The following is a 15,594-nucleotide window of genomic DNA, read 5'->3' as shown; positions in this document are numbered from 1 at the left end:
AAGCCCGCCATGCCGACGCTCCGGGCGCTGCTCGTCGCGCCGCTGGCCACGGCCCTGTGCGCCCTCGGCACGACCCCGCTGCCCGGCGAGCCGACCCCTTCCCCCTCGCACACCGCACTCGCCCGGCTGGTCACCGCCGCAGGCGCCCCGGCAGCCGCGCTGCTCGCCGAGGATCCGTCGGGCACCCGGTACCGCACCGCCGGTTCCGGCCTCGGCCGCGACGACCGCTTCCGGGCGGGCAGCATCACCAAGACGTTCGTGGCCACCGTCGTCCTCCAGCTGGCCGCCGAGCACCGGCTCGCCCTGGACGACACCGTGGACCGGTATCTGCCCGGCCTGGTGCGCGGGCATGGCAACGACGGCCGCCACCTCACCCTGCGCTCCCTGCTCTCCCACACCAGCGGTCTCTTCAACTACACGGCGGACACCACCGTTCCGGTTCCACTCACCCCCTCCGAAGCGATCCGCACCGCCCTCGCCCACTCCCCCGGGCACCCCGGCAGGTACGCCTACTCCAACACCGACTACGTCCTGCTCGGCCTGGTCATCCAGCAGGTCACCGGCCGCAGTTACGCCACCGAGGCCGAACGCCGCATCATCACCCCGCTCCGTCTCACCGGCACCTCCTTCCCGGGCGCCCGCAGCACGCTCCCCGATCCGCACGGCCGCGCCTACGCCCCCGACGGCAAGGACGTCACCGAACTCGACCCGCGCCAGGCGGGCGCGTCCGGCGAGCTGATCTCGACCCTCGCCGATCTCAGCCGCTTCTACGCGGCCCTGCTGCGCGGCGCGCTGCTGCCCGCGGCCCAGCAGCGCGAACTGCTCAGCACCACCGCCGCCCAGGGCATTTACGCCCTCGGCATCTATCCCGCGCGGCTCTCCTGCGGCCTGACCGTGTGGGGCCACAACGGCCGCATCTCCGGCAGCTACGTCCGCGCCGCGGCCACCCCGGACGGCCGCCACACCGCCGTCTTCCGCATCAACACCGACGGCCTCACCCAGCCTTCCCTCGAACTCGCCCTGCTCGACGCCGAGTTCTGCCCAGCGCCGCCCCGCCCCCGGCTCCCCCGGGCGGTCGCCCCCTAGACCGGTGCGATGTCCGGCGCCCCGAGGCGGGCCGCGTCCGCCGTCAGGTCGTCCGGCTGGCGCTGCGACTCCCGCTCGGCCTCCACCCGCTTCTCGTAATGCTCCACCTCCTTCTCGATCTGCTTGTTGTCCCAGCCGAGCACCGGCGCCATCAACTCCGCGCACTCCCTGGCCGAGCGCGTCCCCCGGTCGAAGGTCTCGATCGAGATCCGGGTCCGCCGGGTCAGCACGTCGTCGAGGTGGCGGGCGCCCTCGTGCGAGGCGGCGTAGACGACTTCCGCGCGCAGGTAGTCGTCCGCCGCGCCGAGCGGCTCGCCGAGCGAGGGATCGGCGGTGATCAGCTCAAGCAGGTCCTCGGCCATCGAGCCGTACCGGTTCAACAGGTGCTCCACGCGCACCACATGGAGCCCGGTCCTGGCCGCGATCCTGGCCCTGGCGTTCCACAGCGCCCGGTACCCCTCGGCACCGAGCAGCGGGATGTCCTCGGTGACGCAGGCCGCCACCCGCTGGTCGAGCGCGTGCACCGCCTCGTCGACGGCGTCCTTCGCCATCACCCGGTACGTCGTGTACTTGCCGCCCGCCACGACCACGAGCCCCGGCACCGGGTGCGCGACCGTGTGCTCGCGCGAGAGCTTGCTGGTGGCGTCCGACTCCCCGGCGAGCAGCGGTCGCAGACCGGCGTACACACCTTGGACGTCGTCCCTGGTCAGAGGCACCGCGAGGACCGAGTTGACATGTTCCAGGAGGTAGTCGATGTCGGCGCTGGACGCGGCCGGGTGCGCCTTGTCGAGATCCCAGTCGGTGTCGGTGGTGCCGATGATCCAGTGCCGGCCCCAGGGGATGACGAACAGCACGGACTTCTCGGTCCGCAGGATCAGCCCGGTATTCGAGTGGATCCGGTCCTTGGGCACCACCAGGTGGATGCCCTTCGAGGCCCGTACATGGAACTGCCCCCTCTCTCCGATCAGCGCCTGGGTGTCGTCGGTCCACACCCCGGTCGCGTTGACGACCTGCTTGGCGCGGACCTCGTACTCCCCGCCCGCCTCTCCATCCTGCACCCTGGCACCGACAACGCGTTCGCCCTCGCGCAGGAAGCCCACCACGCGGGCCCGGTTGGCGACGTGTGCGCCGTACGAGGCGGCGGTGCGCACCAGGGTGGTCACATATCGGGCGTCGTCCATCTGCGCGTCGTAGTACTGCAAGGCCCCCACCAGCGCGTCCTTCTTCAATGCGGGGGCGACGCGCAGCGCGTGGCGACGGCTCAGGTGACGGTGCGTCGGCAGACCTCTGCCGTGCCCGGACGACACCGACATCGCGTCGTAGAGCGCCACGCCCGATCCGGCATAGAGCCGCTCCCACCCCTTGTGCTGCAACGGGTAGAGGAACGGCACCGGCTTCACCAGGTGCGGGGCAAGACGTCCCAGAAGCAGGCCGCGCTCCTTGAGCGCTTCGCGCACGAGGGCGAAGTCGAGCATCTCCAGATAGCGCAGCCCGCCGTGGATCAGCTTGCTGGAGCGGCTCGATGTGCCCGATGCCCAGTCCCGCGCCTCGACCAGACCGGTGGCCAGGCCCCGGGTCGCCGCATCGAGGGCCGTGCCCGCGCCGACCACCCCCGCGCCCACGACCAGCACGTCCAGCTCGCGCTCGGCCATGGCGGCGAGTGCGTGTGCGCGCTGCTCGGGTCCCAGTGTCGCTGTCCTCACGGCTTGCCTCCCGTTGATCGGGGTGGTTCCGCAGACCGGGTGGTCTGGCTCACAACCTCGATTCTGGACGGGACCACCGACATCGGCCACCGCCTGTGGACAACACTCGCGCTGCCTCACCCCCACAATGCCGCAAATCAGTCATATTTCCTCCTAGTCTGACATTCCGCACGCCCGTTCTGTCCACAGGGCTTGCGCTCCATGTCCCCTCCGGCTAAGGGAAAGGACGGCCACATGCCCGCAGACCTCGCCGTCATCGGACTCGGCCACCTGGGCCTGCCGCTCGCCCAAGCCGCCGTCGCCGCCGGCATCCAGACCGTCGGCCACGACACGGATCCGCACGCCGTCGCGGAACTCACCGCGGGACGCACCCCGGTCGACGGCTCGCTCACCCCCGCCGATCTGCGCCGGATGCTCTCGGGGGGCTTCCGGACCGCCACCGACCCCGCCGAGCTCGGCCGGGTCCGTACCGCCGTCATCTGCGCGCCCACCCGCCTCGCCGCCGACCGCACCCTCGACCTCGGCGCCGTCGCCGAAGCGGCCCGAGCGCTCGCCGGGCGGCTGCGCCCGCACACCACCGTCATCCTGGAGTCGCCCGGACACCCCGGCACCACCGAGGAGTTCCTGCGCCCGCTCCTCGAAGAGGGTTCGGGCCTGCGGGCCGGGCGCGACTTCCACCTCGCCTGTTCGCCCAGCCGCATCGACCCCGGCAACCGCACCCACGGATACGCGGCCATCCCCAAGGTCATCGGCGGCCTCACCCCCGCCTGCACCGAATCGGCCGCCGCGTTCTACGGCCGGCTCACCGACAAGGTGGTCCGCGCCCGGGGCCTGCGCGAGGCCGAGATGTCCCACCTCCTCGAAACCAACTTCCGGCACGTCAACATCGCCCTGGTCAACGAAATGGCCGTGCTCTGCCACGACATGGGCGTCGATCTCTGGGATGTCATCCGCTGTTCGGAGACCAAGCCGTTCGGCTTCCAGGCGTTCCGGCCGGGCCCTGGAGTCGGCGGCCACGGCATCCCGCTCGACCCGGCCCCGCTCCCGTACGCGGGCCTGCGCATGGTCGGCCTGGCCCGCGAGATCAACGCGCACATGCCGAGCTACGTCATCCAGCGCTCCACCACGCTCCTCAACGAGCACGGCAAGTCGGCCCGCGGCGCCCGCGTCCTCCTGCTCGGCGTCACCTACAAGCCGGACTCGGCCGACCAGGAGGGCTCCCCCGCCCACGAGATCGCCGGCCGGCTGCTGGACCTGGGCGCGCAGATCACGTACCACGATCCGCACGTGCCCACCTGGCGGGTGCGCGACCAGCCGGTTCCGCGCGCGGACTCGCTGTACGAGGCGGCCGCCCACGCCGATCTGACGGTGCTGCTCCAGCACCACCGCACGTATGACCTCCAGGGTCTCGCCGTCAAGGCACAGCTCCTTCTGGACACCCGCGGCGCGACCCCGGCCGGAGCCGCCCACCGGCTCTGATTCAGGGCCTTACATATTTCTTATGACGCCGGCGCTACGGGCTGCTAATCTTCGGGGCCGCTCAATCGCACATTCGTGCGCTTGTCCATGTTTCAGGGGGGAACACGAAGATGAGCCAGCCCTTTCCGCCGCCACAGCAGCCGGGCCAGCAGCCGGGCCAGTTCGGCCAGGTCCAGCAGCCCGGCCAGCAGCCCGGCCCGTTCGGCCAGACCCAGCAGCCGCAGGGAGCCTTCGGCTACCCGATGGCCCCGATGGCTCCGCCGGCCGCTCCGGTGCGGGAAAACTTCGCGCTCGGACTGATCGCCGCGATCGTCGCCGCCGTCGTCACCGCGGGCATCTACGGTGCGATCATCGGCGCCACCAAGCACGAGATCGGCTACGCGGCCGTGGGCGTCGGCTTCCTGATCGGCTTCGCCGCCGGCAAGGCGGGCGGCCGCAGCCCCGCCCTGCCCGTTCTCGGCGCGGTGCTCTCACTGGTCGCCGTCTACTTCGGCCAGCTCCTCGGCGAGGCGATCATCGCCTCCAAGGAGCTCCCGCTGACCGTTTCGGAGATGTTCTTCCAGCACTTCGGCCTCCTGAACGAGGCCTGGAAGGCAGGCGTCGACCCGCTCACCTTCCTCTTCTTCGCGATCGCCGCCGTGGCCTCCTTCTCGGGCGCCAAGAAGGCCTGATCTCCGTCTGGGCCGTCTGACCTGCACTTTCGCGGGTCGAGTCGGCCACTGGTCCGCACCCGGTCCGCAGGCCGCCGAGAACGGCGTCCATTGACGGCCCGGGTGCGGTCTTCTTTTCCCGGCCAGAGGTGCGCACAGGTCCGCAAGGTGATGACTCGGATGCATGGCCGAGAACGAGCTGGACCTGCTTGACGCCTGCCCCGCCGGCGATGAGGGCGGAGGCGAGGAAGTGCCGCAGGTCGTGCGTCAAATGTGCGGCAGCGTGACGGGCTTGCGGCCCTCGCGCCCGGCCGCCGTGCCCTCCGCCGCCTGGAGCGCCTTGCGGGCACAGTTCCATCCGGCCCTCCAGCGACGGTAGTTGAGGGGCGCCCCCTCCTCCGTCGTGAACAGCCACTCCTTCGAGGCCCGTACGGCGAGATGCGCGAGGACAGCGTCGATGACGACCTCGCCGACCGGGACCACGCGCCGCGACTTGCCCGCCTCCGGAAGCCCGACCGGGCCGGACTGGAGGCGCTGCCGCTCGACGCGGAGCGCGCCGTCCCGCACGCGAGACAGCCCTCGGCAGTGGCGACAGCGCGGACATGGCGGTGGCGGTCGGCTTCGGGCTGTCCCAGCGGGCTCTTCTGGCTGTTGCCGGCCGTGTTGACCAGGTCGCGGACGTGTATTACCCGGCGCCTGGCTGTCCCGGCCCGGAGCGGCGGCCGGGTTGTGGATGCGGACGCGATGCGAGCCATCGTCCACCAGGCCGTGCACGACGTCCGTATCGGCCCGCCCGCCACGCCGCACGGGCCGCACAGCAAATTCCGTCCGACCGGGGGCATTGCGCGCGAAAGGGCCCCGGGGGATGTCCTGCCCCGGGGCCCTTCGTGCACTTCATCGATCGCCTGGTTCAACGACGCTCCGCAGGCCCCCGGCTTCCTATGCCCAGTCGATGCCGGGCTCGGCGAGCTGTGCGAGCCACTGTTCGTTCAGTTCGTCGCGGTGGGTCCTCTGGTTGGAGACCCACCGCAACAAGCCGTACGTGATGGCCCTGGCCGTCGATGACGGTCTGTCCGGTGTGCCGGCGCGGGACGACGGTGCGCTGCTCCCGCTGGACGCTACGGGCGGTACAAGGGGCGGTCGATGGGATGTCAGAGCAGCTTCTGCGGGGCCTGGTACTGGTCGACGGGTGCGAGGTTGCATGCGGCCTTGGGGCCACCGAGGCCGTGTCCGCCGATGCCCTCGCCCTCGGGCAGCGGCACCAGGCAGCGTCCGTCGACGTTCACGAGCGAGGCGCCGTAGGTGTTGAGGATGCCGCCCGCTCCGTCTCCGTCTTCGCCCGTGATGACGGTGTCGCCGTTGCGGGTACTGAAGTCCGAGGCGCCGCTGCCGCCCATGGCACCGGTGCCGCCCATGGCACCGTTGCCGGTGACGGCGCCAGTGCCAGTGCCGGTGCCGGTGCCGGTGCCGGTGCCGGTGATGCTGCTCACGGTGCCGGTGATGCCGCTCACGGGGCCGGTGCCGGTGCCAGTACCAGCGCCCGTACCAGTGCCGGTGCCAGTGCCAGTGCCAGTGCCAGTGACGCTGCTCACGGTGCCGGTGATGCCGCTCACGGCGCCGTTGCCGGTGCTGCTGCCGGTGCCGCAGTTGCAGCCGGTGCCGGTGCCGCTCGTGGTCGGGCCCTTGGCGGTAGCGGTGGCGAGGATGCTCTGGAGCGCGTTGGTGGGGGTCTTGGGGGGCTGGGCCGGGGGTGCCGTGTTGGCCGAGGCGGGTGCGGCGACGGCCATCGTTGCAGCGGTGGCGAATGCCGCTCCGGCGAGGATCTGCTTGATCACGGTTGTGCTCCGATTCGGTGGATCAGCGAGGGGTGACAGGCCCGCCATGGGGGAAACCTGCCGCCCCTTGGAACGAGGAACATGCACAACACGTCACCAATTGCCCTCATTCGGGCCAACACTCACCTCGCTGGCCTGCTGATGGCCGGCCACCCGCCCGGCCCCTTTCCCCTTGAGGGCTCGCAGCCCGATGCGGAAGGCGCCTCCATGTAAATCGTTGCCGTCGGTGGCTGTTGCGGCCATGGGTGACCGTTCGGTCATGCAGTCGTTGACGGGACGAGGCGCAGCCAGCCGCTGACGGGTCCAGGCTGGACCTCCCTGCGCCCCCGGCCTGTCTGGCGGATACGGGGCCGGGCAGCAGCCAGAAGCGCGCCCCGCAGCGTCTCCGCGCGCCCCGCCAGGGCCGGGCAGGAGGCCGGGCTGTGGGCAGTGGTGGGGGCTGGTGCGCCCGCTGTCCGCCGACGGACTACAGACCGACGGACCTACAGAAGCGAACGTCTTGACCGCGGACGCCACCGGTATGGACGCGCAGGTCCGGTGCCCCGGCCCGGCCTGCGCGTTCTTGAGCGTGCCCGGGTCCCGGAGCTGTGAATGGTCAGACCTCGGGCCCCTCGTGCACTCTCCATATGCCCCGGGCTCAACGACTCTCCCCAGCCCCGGTCAAAGAGCCGCCAAGCCCCGCGTGAGCGCCTCCACACTCCGCGCCGCCCCGGTCTTCGCACCGGCGGACGCCGACGCCTTACGGGCCTGTGCGGCCGGTTGCACGCCGAGCGCGGCGAGTCGCTTCTGCTGCACTTCGTCGAGCCGGCCGAAGTCGCGTTGCCGACGGGCCAGCCGGCGTCCGATGTCGTCACCGCGATACGTCATCCCCGGCATGATCTCCCCCAACTGCGCCCGGACTTCAGGCGCGCCTGGAGCCCGACGTCGTGGCGCCGCCAATCGACGGTCCACCCCAACTCCGCCTGAGGAGCCGTACGAAACCGCACGAAACCGCACGCGGAAGGGGCCCGGATCGCCACACGATCCGGGCCTCTTCCGCGTGCCTGACCTCAGCGCTTGTGCTGCGCGTCCGCCACCGTGACCTCGACCCGCTGGAACTCCTTGAGCTCGCTGTAGCCGGTCGTCGCCATCGAGCGGCGCAGGGCGCCGAACAGGTTCATCGAACCGTCCGGGGTGTGCGAGGGACCGGTGAGGATCTCCTCCGTGGTGCCGACGATGCCCAGGTCGACGAGCTTGCCGCGCGGCACGTCCTCGTGGACGGCCTCCATGCCCCAGTGGTGGCCGCGGCCCGGCGCGTCGGTGGCGCGGGCCAGCGGAGAGCCGATCATCACCGCGTCGGCGCCGCAGGCGACGGCCTTGGGGATGTCGCCGGACCAGCCGACACCGCCGTCCGCGATGACGTGCACGTACCGGCCGCCGGACTCGTCCATGTAGTCGCGGCGGGCCGCGGCGACATCGGCGACGGCGGTGGCCATCGGGACCTGGATGCCCAGGACGTTGCGGGTGGTGTGCGCGGCGCCGCCGCCGAAGCCCACCAGGACGCCGGCCGCACCGGTGCGCATCAGGTGCAGGGCCGCGGTGTACGTGGCGCAGCCGCCGACGATGACCGGGACGTCCAGCTCGTAGATGAACTGCTTCAGGTTGAGCGGCTCGGCCGCGCCGGAGACGTGCTCGGCCGAGACGGTGGTGCCGCGGATGACGAAGATGTCGACGCCCGCGTCCACGACGGCCTTGGAAAACTGGGCGGTGCGCTGCGGGGAGAGCGCGGCGGCGGTGACGACACCGGAGTCGCGCACCTCCTTGATGCGCCGGCCGATCAGTTCTTCCTTGATCGGGGCCGCGTAGATCTCCTGGAGGCGCCGGGTCGCGGCGGCCTCGTCCAGCTCGGCGACCTCGTCGAGCAGCGGCTGCGGGTCCTCGTACCGGGTCCACAGGCCTTCGAGGTTCAGCACGCCGAGGCCGCCGAGCTCGCCGATGCGGATCGCCGTCTGCGGCGAGACCACGGAGTCCATGGGGGCGGCCAGGAAGGGCAGTTCAAAACGGTAGGCGTCGATCTGCCAGGCGATCGAGACCTCCTTCGGGTCCCGGGTGCGCCGGCTCGGGACGATGGCGATGTCGTCGAACGCGTACGCCCTGCGGCCGCGCTTGCCGCGCCCGATCTCGATCTCAGTCACGTTGTGTGGGCCTTTCCCTCTACGTCTGCATGCCCCAGTATCCCCGACATACGTCCGAGGGGCGGCCCCGGGAACTCCGGGACCGGCCCTCGGGCGCTCTGCGGGTGTCAGCGCCTGTTGTAGTTCGGCGCTTCGACCGTCATCTGGATGTCGTGCGGGTGGCTCTCCTTGAGGCCCGCCGAGGTGATCCGGACGAACCGGCCGTTCTGCTGAAGCTCGGGTACGGTGCGGCCGCCGACGTAGAACATCGACTGGCGCAGACCGCCGACGAGCTGGTGGACGACCGCGGAGAGCGGGCCGCGGTAGGGCACCTGGCCCTCGATGCCTTCCGGGATCAGCTTGTCGTCGGTGGACACGGCTTCCTGGAAGTACCGGTCCTTGGAGAACGAGCGCTGCTCGCCCCGGGACTGCATGGCGCCGAGGGAGCCCATGCCGCGGTACGACTTGAACTGCTTGCCGTTGATGAAGAGCAGCTCGCCCGGGGACTCCTCGCAGCCCGCGAGCAGCGAGCCCAGCATCACCGTGTCGGCGCCCGCGACCAGGGCCTTGGCGATGTCGCCGGAGTACTGCAGACCGCCGTCGCCGATGACCGGGACGCCCGCGGCCTTGGCGGCGAGCGAGGCCTCGTAGATCGCGGTGACCTGCGGGACGCCGATGCCGGCGACGACGCGGGTCGTGCAGATGGAGCCGGGGCCGACGCCGACCTTGATGCCGTCGACGCCCGAGTCGATGAGCGCCTGGGCGCCGTCACGGGTGGCGATGTTGCCGCCGATGACGTCGACGCCCGAGGAGTTCGACTTGATCTTGGCGACCATGTCGCCGACCAGGCGGGAGTGGCCGTGCGCGGTGTCCACGACGATGAAGTCGACACCGGCGGCGATCAGCGCCTGGGCGCGCTCGTAGGCGTCGCCCGCGACACCGACGGCGGCGCCGACGAGCAGCCGGCCGTCCTTGTCCTTGGCGGCGCTGGGGTACTTCTCGGCCTTGACGAAGTCCTTGACCGTGATGAGGCCCTTGAGGATGCCCTGGTCGTCGACGAGCGGCAGCTTCTCGATCTTGTGGCGGCGCAGCAGCTCCATGGCGTCCACGCCGGAGATGCCGACCTTGCCGGTGACCAGCGGCATCGGAGTCATGACCTCGCGCACCTGGCGGCTGCGGTCCGACTCGAAGGCCATGTCGCGGTTGGTGACGATGCCGAGCAGCTTGCCCGCCGGGTCGGTCACCGGGACACCGCTGATGCGGAACTTGGCGCACAGCTCGTCGGCCTCGCGCAGCGTCGCGTCCGGGTGCACCGTGATCGGGTCGGTGACCATGCCGGACTCGGAGCGCTTCACCAGGTCGACCTGGTTGGCCTGGTCCTCGATGGAGAGGTTGCGGTGCAGTACGCCCGCGCCGCCCTGGCGGGCCATGGCGATGGCCATCCGCGCCTCGGTGACCTTGTCCATGGCCGCGGAGAGCAGCGGAACGTTCACCTTGACGTTCTTCGAGAGGTACGAAGAGGTGTCGATCTGGTCGGGCGCCATGTCGGACGCGCCCGGCAGCAGCAGCACGTCGTCGTATGTCAGCCCGAGCGTCGCGAATTTCTCGGGCACTCCGTCGACGTTTGCAGTCATGACACCTTCCCCATGGCCTTGATCGGTGCGGATGTCCATGCTAACGGGCTGTGCGGGTGTCTCATTCCACGAGCAAGATCATCGAGATTCTTTGTAGGTTCGCACGGGTTTCGCATTCCCCGTGGGCACATAGGGCGCGCCTACTGCTCCGCGAGTGCCCGCAGCCTGCTCAGCGCGCGGTGCTGGGCCACTCGGACCGCACCCGGTGACATCCCCAGCATCTGCCCGGTCTCCTCGGCGGTGAGGCCGACGGCGACCCGCAGCACCAGGAGCTCGCGCTGGTTCTCCGGCAGGTTGGCGAGCAGCTTCTTGGCCCATGCCGCGTCGCTGCTGAGCAGGGCGCGCTCCTCGGGGCCGAGCGAGTCGTCGGGCCGCTCCGGCATCTCGTCGGACGGCACGGCCGTCGACCCGGGGTGGCGCATCGCGGCCCGCTGGAGGTCGGCGACCTTGTGCGAGGCGATGGCGAAGACGAAGGCCTCGAAGGGCCGCCCGGTGTCGCGGTAGCGCGGCAGCGCCATCAGCACGGCGACGCAGACTTCCTGGGCGAGATCCTCGACGAAGTGGCGAGCATCACCCGGAAGGCGGTTCAGCCGGGTGCGGCAGTAGCGCAGCGCGAGCGGGTGAACATGCGCGAGGAGATCGTGCGTGGCCTGCTCGTCGCCGTCGACCGCACGGTGAACGAGTCCACCGATGACCCCGTGGGCCGCAGCCTCGTCGTCCCGCATCGATCCATGGTGCCCCGGCGTCGTCCTGTCCGTGGCACCGCGTCCGTAGTTGTGCACCGAAGCGTTATGAGCGGGTGCGCCGGAACTCATCCCCTGCACCCCCCTCCCGCTCGACCGACCTGTCCCCGAGGAACTCCACACCTACAAGGATGCGGCATCGCGGCGGAAGCAACACCTACTGCTGCCGTTCGCGGGGCGACCGGGCCCGTCCGCCCAACGGCGGACGGGGCTCCGACCGGCTGTGCAAGCGCCGTCAGCGCACCAGACCCCAGCGGAAACCGAGCGCCACGGCATGCGCCCGGTCCGACGCGCCGAGCTTCTTGAACAGCCGCCGGGCATGCGTCTTGACCGTGTCCTCGGACAGGAACAGCTCACGGCCGATCTCGGCGTTGGAACGGCCGTGGCTCATGCCTTCGAGCACCTGGATCTCACGCGCGGTGAGGGTCGGCGCGGCGCCCATCTCGGCCGACCGCAGTCTGCGCGGGGCGAGCCGCCAGGTCGGGTCGGCGAGCGCCTGGGTGACGGTCGCCCGCAGTTCGGCGCGCGAGGCGTCCTTGTGCAGATAGCCGCGGGCTCCGGCGGCGACCGCGAGCGCGACCCCGTCGAGGTCCTCGGCGACCGTGAGCATGATGATCCGGGCGCCCGGATCCGCGGACAGCAGCCGGCGGACGGTCTCCACGCCGCCCAGACCGGGCATGCGTACGTCCATCAGAATCAGGTCCGAGCGGTCGGCACCCCAGCGGCGGAGGACTTCCTCGCCGTTGGCCGCCGTCGTCACACGCTCGACGCCGGGCACGGTCGCAACCGCGCGGCGGAGCGCCTCGCGGGCAAGCGGGGAGTCGTCGCAGACGAGGACTGATGTCATGGCCGCCCTCCGCAGCTGATGCGCGTCACCTTGAGCCTCCAGGCTGGGTACATGTGTCACCTGTGCGATTGACGCCCTCGGACACCTGCCCGAGCGCTTGTTCTTTCAATCGCCTCCGCACTCTCAACGATGGTCACTCGAAAGAGTTACGGGTCGGACGGGCACCTTCGGCACTCTACGTGAGGAAGCGCGCACGCAGGAGAGCTTCGCGGGCAAGACGTCCAGACTTTTTGAGGTATGCCCCATTTAGCTGGCTTTTCTTCCCTTTTGCTGGTGTCTGTGACTAGATTCCCAATGAGTCATATTTACATCTACTTACACAGGAGATGTACCTTCGTCGGTACGTACGTTTCGGATGAGCCCTCGTGCGCACCCGTCCCGTACCGGCCCGCCCATCCGCCTCAGCACGGTTTCAAGGGGACAAGAGCAATGGCAGATTTCTCCCGCCTTCCCGGACCGAACGCCGATCTGTGGGACTGGCAGCTCCTCGCGGCCTGCCGTGGGGTCGACAGCTCGCTCTTCTTCCACCCGGAGGGCGAGCGCGGCGCGGCACGGAGTGCGCGCGAGAGCTCGGCGAAAGAGGTGTGCATGCGCTGCCCGGTGCGTGCGCAGTGCGCGGCCCACGCCCTGGCGGTACGAGAGCCCTACGGGGTGTGGGGCGGGCTCACCGAGGACGAGCGCGAAGAGCTCATGGGCAGGGCGCGCAACCGCCTGGTGACGGCTGCCGCACCGACCGGGGGCACCCTGGGGCCCACCTGAGGAGCCCCGGATCGGACCGGATCAGAAGAAACGTTCCTGCGCCGTTTGGGCCAGCGGCGTCGGCAAAGCGGCGCCCGATCGGCGCCGCCTTCAGGGGTGTCCGCCGGAGCATGACCGGGGCGGCCCCTGATCCATCGGACGCCCTCTAGTCGCGCGTGGCGGCTCGGGCCAGCTGGTCCAGCGTGGCCGCGACGGCCGGGACCCGGGCCAGGTCGGGCAGGGTCAGCGCCACGATCTCCCGCTCGACGGCGGGCTCGACGCTCACCGTCCGCGCACCCTTGGGCCGTACGGATTCGATCGCGAGCTCCGGCAGCACCGCGACGCCGAGCCCGGCCCCGACCAGGCCGATCACCGCCGGGTAGTCGTCGGTCGCGAAGTCGATGCGCGGGGTGAAACCGGACTCCTCGCAGACCTCCACCAGCTGACGGCGGCAGCGCGGGCAGCCCGCGATCCACGGCTCACCGGCCAGGTCCTTGATGGCGACGGTGCCCGCCTCGGCCAGCGCGTGCCCCTCGGGGACCAGACCGACCAGGCGGTCGACGAGCAGTGGACGCACCACCAGGTCGTCCCACTCCGTGGCGTTCGAGCCGTACCGGAAGGCCAGCGCGATGTCGCAGTCGCCCTCGCGGAGCATCTCCACCGAGCGCGGCGGCTCGGCCTCGACCAGCGAGACCCGGGTGCCGGGGTGCTCGGCGCGCAGGGCGGCGAGCGCGGTCGGTACGAGCGTGGACGATCCGCTGGGGAAGGAGACCAGGCGCACCCGGCCGGCCCGCAGGCCCGCGATGGCGGCGACCTCCTCCTCCGCGGCGGTCAGCCCGGCGAGGATGCCGGCGGCGTGCCGGACCAGCACCTCGCCGGCCTGGGTCAGCCGCATCTCGCGGCCGGTACGGATCAGCAGCGGGGTGCCCGCGGAGGATTCGAGAGCCTTCATCTGCTGGCTGACGGCGGGCTGGGTGCAGCCCAGCTCGCGGGCGGCCGCCGAGAAGGAACCGGTGGCGGCGACGGCGCGCAGGACACGGAGATGACGGGCCTCGATCATTCCTTCAGCATAAGCGAATCTTGGATCTCGCAGGGAAAATCCAGTCGCAGCTTTGGGTTTGGCTCGGTTAGCGTTCCCTTATGGAGCTTCTGTCTGTGAACCTGGGCCGCGCGACGGCCGTCGACTACACCGACACCAAGGGCGGCGTCACCGGCATCGACAAGCGGCCGGTGACCACACCGGTCCGCGTGTTCGCTCCGGGACCCAAGGGCGTGGGCGGCAGCGGCGTCGAGGGCGACGACGTCTGCGACCTGCGCCATCACGGCGGTGACCACCAGGCGGTCTACGCCTACGCCCGTGAGGACCTCGACGTCTGGGCGAAGGAATTCGGCCGCGAACTGCCGAACGGCTCGTTCGGCGAGAACCTCACGACGTACGGCATCGATGTGAACGGCGCCCGGATCGGCGAGCGTTGGCGGATCGGCCGGGACGTGGTCCTTGAGGTCGCCTCCGGACGTATTCCCTGTCGTACGTTTGCAGGCTGGCTGGATCAGAAGGGCTGGGTCAAGCGCTTCACACAGGCGGCCGTGCCGGGCGCGTACCTGCGGGTGATCGAACCCGGTGAGATCCGTGCGGGCGACGCCATCGAGGTGATCGAACGACCGGATCACGAAGTCTCGGTCTCGTTCTGGTTCCGGGCGTTCACGACCGAGCGGGAATTGCTGCCGCGCACCCTCGCGGCGGGCGAGGCCATGGAGCCCCAGGCGCACGAGACCGTACGTAAATACCTGGCCAAGCAGGCCTCGTAGCGGACGTCGCCGGGCCCGGCGACGGAAGAACTGTCGGGATTGGGGCAGTTCATGGGGTCGAGACCCGTCAGGGGCAGGTCGGGGGCGGTCACCGCACCGCCGACGGGGCACTAACGTGCGCGTATGACGACTGCACTGATTACGGGAGCGACGGCGGGCATCGGCGCCGCGTTCGCGCGGCGCCTTGCGGCCGATGGACATGATCTGGTGCTGGTGGCCCGGGACACCAAGCGGCTGCGCGAGCAGGCCACCGAGCTGCACGACCGGCACGGCATCGAGGCCGAGGTGCTGACCGCCGACCTCTCCACGGAGGACGGGATCGCCGCGGTCGAGGCGCGCCTTTCGCAGCCCAGGCAGCCGGTCGATCTCCTGGTCAACAACGCCGGGTTCGGCAACAAGGGCAGCTATCTGGACGTGTCCATGGCCGACGAGCTGACCATGGTGAAGGTGCACATCGAGGCGGTGCTCCGGCTGACGTCGGCGGCGGCCGCCTCGATGCGCGAGCGCGGGCGCGGCGGCGTCGTCAATGTGGCCTCGGTCGCCGCCTTCGTACCGCGCGGCACCTATGGCGCCTCCAAGGCGTGGGTCGTGCAGTTCACCCAGGGCGCGGCCCGGGACCTCGCCGGGTCCGGGGTGCGGCTGATGGCGCTGTGCCCCGGTTTCGTACGCACCGAGTTCCACCAGCGGGCCGGCATGGGAACCGACAACATCCCGGGCTGGCTGTGGCTGGACGCCGACAAGCTGGTGGCGGCGGCCCTGAGCGACCTCGCGCGCGGGAAGTCGCTGTCGATCCCCGACCCGCGCTACAAGGCGCTGATGGGCGCGGTGAAGCTGGCGCCGCGCGGCCTGCTCGGCGGGATCACCTCCAGGACGGGCCGCAAGTACGGCCCCAAGTGAGCCGGTTGAGGCCCGGCCCC

At 70.7% G+C, this 15,594-nt stretch carries 14 protein-coding genes and 1 pseudogene; 6 read left to right on the top strand and 9 right to left on the bottom strand.

Features of this window, described 5'->3' with window-relative positions; all coding sequences use genetic code 11:
* Nucleotides 1-9 precede the first annotated feature (9 nt).
* On the top strand, nucleotides 10-1,086 hold the full coding sequence (locus ACIQ8J_RS08895) for a serine hydrolase domain-containing protein (protein WP_403268482.1): 1,077 nt from the start codon (nucleotides 10-12) through the stop codon (nucleotides 1,084-1,086).
* Here ACIQ8J_RS08895 and ACIQ8J_RS08890 read toward each other — a convergent pair.
* Entirely contained in the window at nucleotides 1,083-2,789 is a 1,707-nt protein-coding gene (locus tag ACIQ8J_RS08890; protein ID WP_403268479.1) for a glycerol-3-phosphate dehydrogenase/oxidase, read from the bottom strand. The two genes, ACIQ8J_RS08895 and ACIQ8J_RS08890, sit on opposite strands and share 4 nt — an antisense overlap.
* 234 nt (nucleotides 2,790-3,023) lie before the next feature.
* On the opposite strand from ACIQ8J_RS08890, the gene ACIQ8J_RS08885 reads away from it, so the two are divergent.
* Both ACIQ8J_RS08885 and ACIQ8J_RS08880 read left to right on the top strand, forming a co-directional pair.
* Nucleotides 3,024-4,268 (top strand): nucleotide sugar dehydrogenase, encoded by a 1,245-nt coding sequence (locus ACIQ8J_RS08885; RefSeq protein WP_403268476.1) that lies wholly within the window; start codon nucleotides 3,024-3,026, stop codon nucleotides 4,266-4,268.
* A gap of 110 nt (nucleotides 4,269-4,378) precedes the next feature.
* Complete coding sequence (locus tag ACIQ8J_RS08880; RefSeq protein WP_403268473.1) at nucleotides 4,379-4,939, top strand: hypothetical protein; 561 nt, start codon at nucleotides 4,379-4,381, stop codon at nucleotides 4,937-4,939.
* Nucleotides 4,940-4,949: 10 nt separating this feature from the next.
* On the opposite strand, the pseudogene ACIQ8J_RS08875 reads toward ACIQ8J_RS08880, so the two are convergent.
* The 7 genes and pseudogenes from ACIQ8J_RS08875 to ACIQ8J_RS08845 form a co-directional block, all read right to left on the bottom strand.
* Nucleotides 4,950-5,476, bottom strand: a pseudogene (locus ACIQ8J_RS08875) (tyrosine-type recombinase/integrase); the annotation flags it as partial.
* A 593-nt stretch (nucleotides 5,477-6,069) separates the two neighbouring features.
* A complete protein-coding gene (locus ACIQ8J_RS08870; protein WP_403268470.1) occupies nucleotides 6,070-6,753 on the bottom strand; it encodes a hypothetical protein in 684 nt (227 codons plus the stop codon).
* 660 nt (nucleotides 6,754-7,413) lie between these two features.
* Nucleotides 7,414-7,620: a hypothetical protein gene (locus tag ACIQ8J_RS08865; RefSeq protein ID WP_403268467.1), complete on the bottom strand. Its 207-nt coding sequence runs from the start codon at nucleotides 7,618-7,620 to the stop codon at nucleotides 7,414-7,416.
* A gap of 182 nt (nucleotides 7,621-7,802) precedes the next feature.
* Nucleotides 7,803-8,927, bottom strand: a complete 1,125-nt coding sequence (locus tag ACIQ8J_RS08860) for a GuaB3 family IMP dehydrogenase-related protein (RefSeq protein ID WP_403268465.1) — start codon at nucleotides 8,925-8,927, stop codon at nucleotides 7,803-7,805.
* A gap of 107 nt (nucleotides 8,928-9,034) precedes the next feature.
* Nucleotides 9,035-10,540 carry an IMP dehydrogenase gene (guaB, locus tag ACIQ8J_RS08855; RefSeq protein WP_403268462.1) on the bottom strand — a complete coding sequence of 502 codons (1,506 nt, stop codon included), beginning with the start codon at nucleotides 10,538-10,540 and terminating at the stop codon, nucleotides 9,035-9,037.
* Nucleotides 10,541-10,680: 140 nt separating this feature from the next.
* Entirely contained in the window at nucleotides 10,681-11,265 is a 585-nt protein-coding gene (locus ACIQ8J_RS08850) for a sigma-70 family RNA polymerase sigma factor (protein WP_403268459.1), read from the bottom strand.
* 253 nt (nucleotides 11,266-11,518) lie between these two features.
* Nucleotides 11,519-12,130, bottom strand: a complete 612-nt coding sequence (locus tag ACIQ8J_RS08845) for a response regulator transcription factor (RefSeq protein WP_003948568.1) — start codon at nucleotides 12,128-12,130, stop codon at nucleotides 11,519-11,521.
* A gap of 429 nt (nucleotides 12,131-12,559) precedes the next feature.
* Here ACIQ8J_RS08845 and ACIQ8J_RS08840 point away from each other — a divergent pair, with 429 nt between their 5' ends.
* Entirely contained in the window at nucleotides 12,560-12,889 is a 330-nt protein-coding gene (locus ACIQ8J_RS08840) for a WhiB family transcriptional regulator (protein WP_403268457.1), read from the top strand.
* 145 nt (nucleotides 12,890-13,034) lie between these two features.
* Here the strand turns inward: ACIQ8J_RS08840 and ACIQ8J_RS08835 are convergent, their stop codons facing one another.
* Nucleotides 13,035-13,928 (bottom strand): LysR family transcriptional regulator, encoded by an 894-nt coding sequence (locus ACIQ8J_RS08835; protein WP_403268454.1) that lies wholly within the window; start codon nucleotides 13,926-13,928, stop codon nucleotides 13,035-13,037.
* A gap of 80 nt (nucleotides 13,929-14,008) precedes the next feature.
* On the opposite strand from ACIQ8J_RS08835, the gene ACIQ8J_RS08830 reads away from it, so the two are divergent.
* Complete coding sequence (locus tag ACIQ8J_RS08830) at nucleotides 14,009-14,677, top strand: MOSC domain-containing protein (RefSeq protein WP_403268451.1); 669 nt, start codon at nucleotides 14,009-14,011, stop codon at nucleotides 14,675-14,677.
* Nucleotides 14,678-14,800: 123 nt separating this feature from the next.
* Nucleotides 14,801-15,574 (top strand): SDR family NAD(P)-dependent oxidoreductase, encoded by a 774-nt coding sequence (locus ACIQ8J_RS08825; RefSeq protein ID WP_403268449.1) that lies wholly within the window; start codon nucleotides 14,801-14,803, stop codon nucleotides 15,572-15,574.
* Nucleotides 15,575-15,594: the final 20 nt, after the last annotated feature.

The sequence above is a fragment of the Streptomyces sp. NPDC094147 genome (assembly GCF_044764265.1).
Taxonomy (GTDB): domain Bacteria; phylum Actinomycetota; class Actinomycetes; order Streptomycetales; family Streptomycetaceae; genus Streptomyces.
The sequence above is the reverse complement of the archived record's forward strand: the minus strand, read 5'-3'. Positions and strand labels throughout refer to the sequence as shown.

What these genes read in the sequence shown, in the direction of transcription:
- ACIQ8J_RS08840 (WP_403268457.1), top strand. Translation starts at nt 12,560, where the DNA reads ATGGCAGATTTCTCCCGCCTTCCCGGACCGAACGCCGATCTGTGGGAC.
- ACIQ8J_RS08885 (WP_403268476.1), top strand. Translation starts at nt 3,024, where the DNA reads ATGCCCGCAGACCTCGCCGTCATCGGACTCGGCCACCTGGGCCTGCCG.
- ACIQ8J_RS08825 (WP_403268449.1), top strand. Translation starts at nt 14,801, where the DNA reads ATGACGACTGCACTGATTACGGGAGCGACGGCGGGCATCGGCGCCGCG.
- ACIQ8J_RS08835 (WP_403268454.1), bottom strand. Translation starts at nt 13,928, where the DNA reads ATGATCGAGGCCCGTCATCTCCGTGTCCTGCGCGCCGTCGCCGCCACC.
- ACIQ8J_RS08850 (WP_403268459.1), bottom strand. Translation starts at nt 11,265, where the DNA reads ATGCGGGACGACGAGGCTGCGGCCCACGGGGTCATCGGTGGACTCGTT.
- ACIQ8J_RS08895 (WP_403268482.1), top strand. Translation starts at nt 10, where the DNA reads ATGCCGACGCTCCGGGCGCTGCTCGTCGCGCCGCTGGCCACGGCCCTG.
- guaB (WP_403268462.1), bottom strand. Translation starts at nt 10,540, where the DNA reads ATGACTGCAAACGTCGACGGAGTGCCCGAGAAATTCGCGACGCTCGGG.
- ACIQ8J_RS08880 (WP_403268473.1), top strand. Translation starts at nt 4,379, where the DNA reads ATGAGCCAGCCCTTTCCGCCGCCACAGCAGCCGGGCCAGCAGCCGGGC.
- ACIQ8J_RS08830 (WP_403268451.1), top strand. Translation starts at nt 14,009, where the DNA reads ATGGAGCTTCTGTCTGTGAACCTGGGCCGCGCGACGGCCGTCGACTAC.
- ACIQ8J_RS08865 (WP_403268467.1), bottom strand. Translation starts at nt 7,620, where the DNA reads ATGACGTATCGCGGTGACGACATCGGACGCCGGCTGGCCCGTCGGCAA.
- ACIQ8J_RS08845 (WP_003948568.1), bottom strand. Translation starts at nt 12,130, where the DNA reads ATGACATCAGTCCTCGTCTGCGACGACTCCCCGCTTGCCCGCGAGGCG.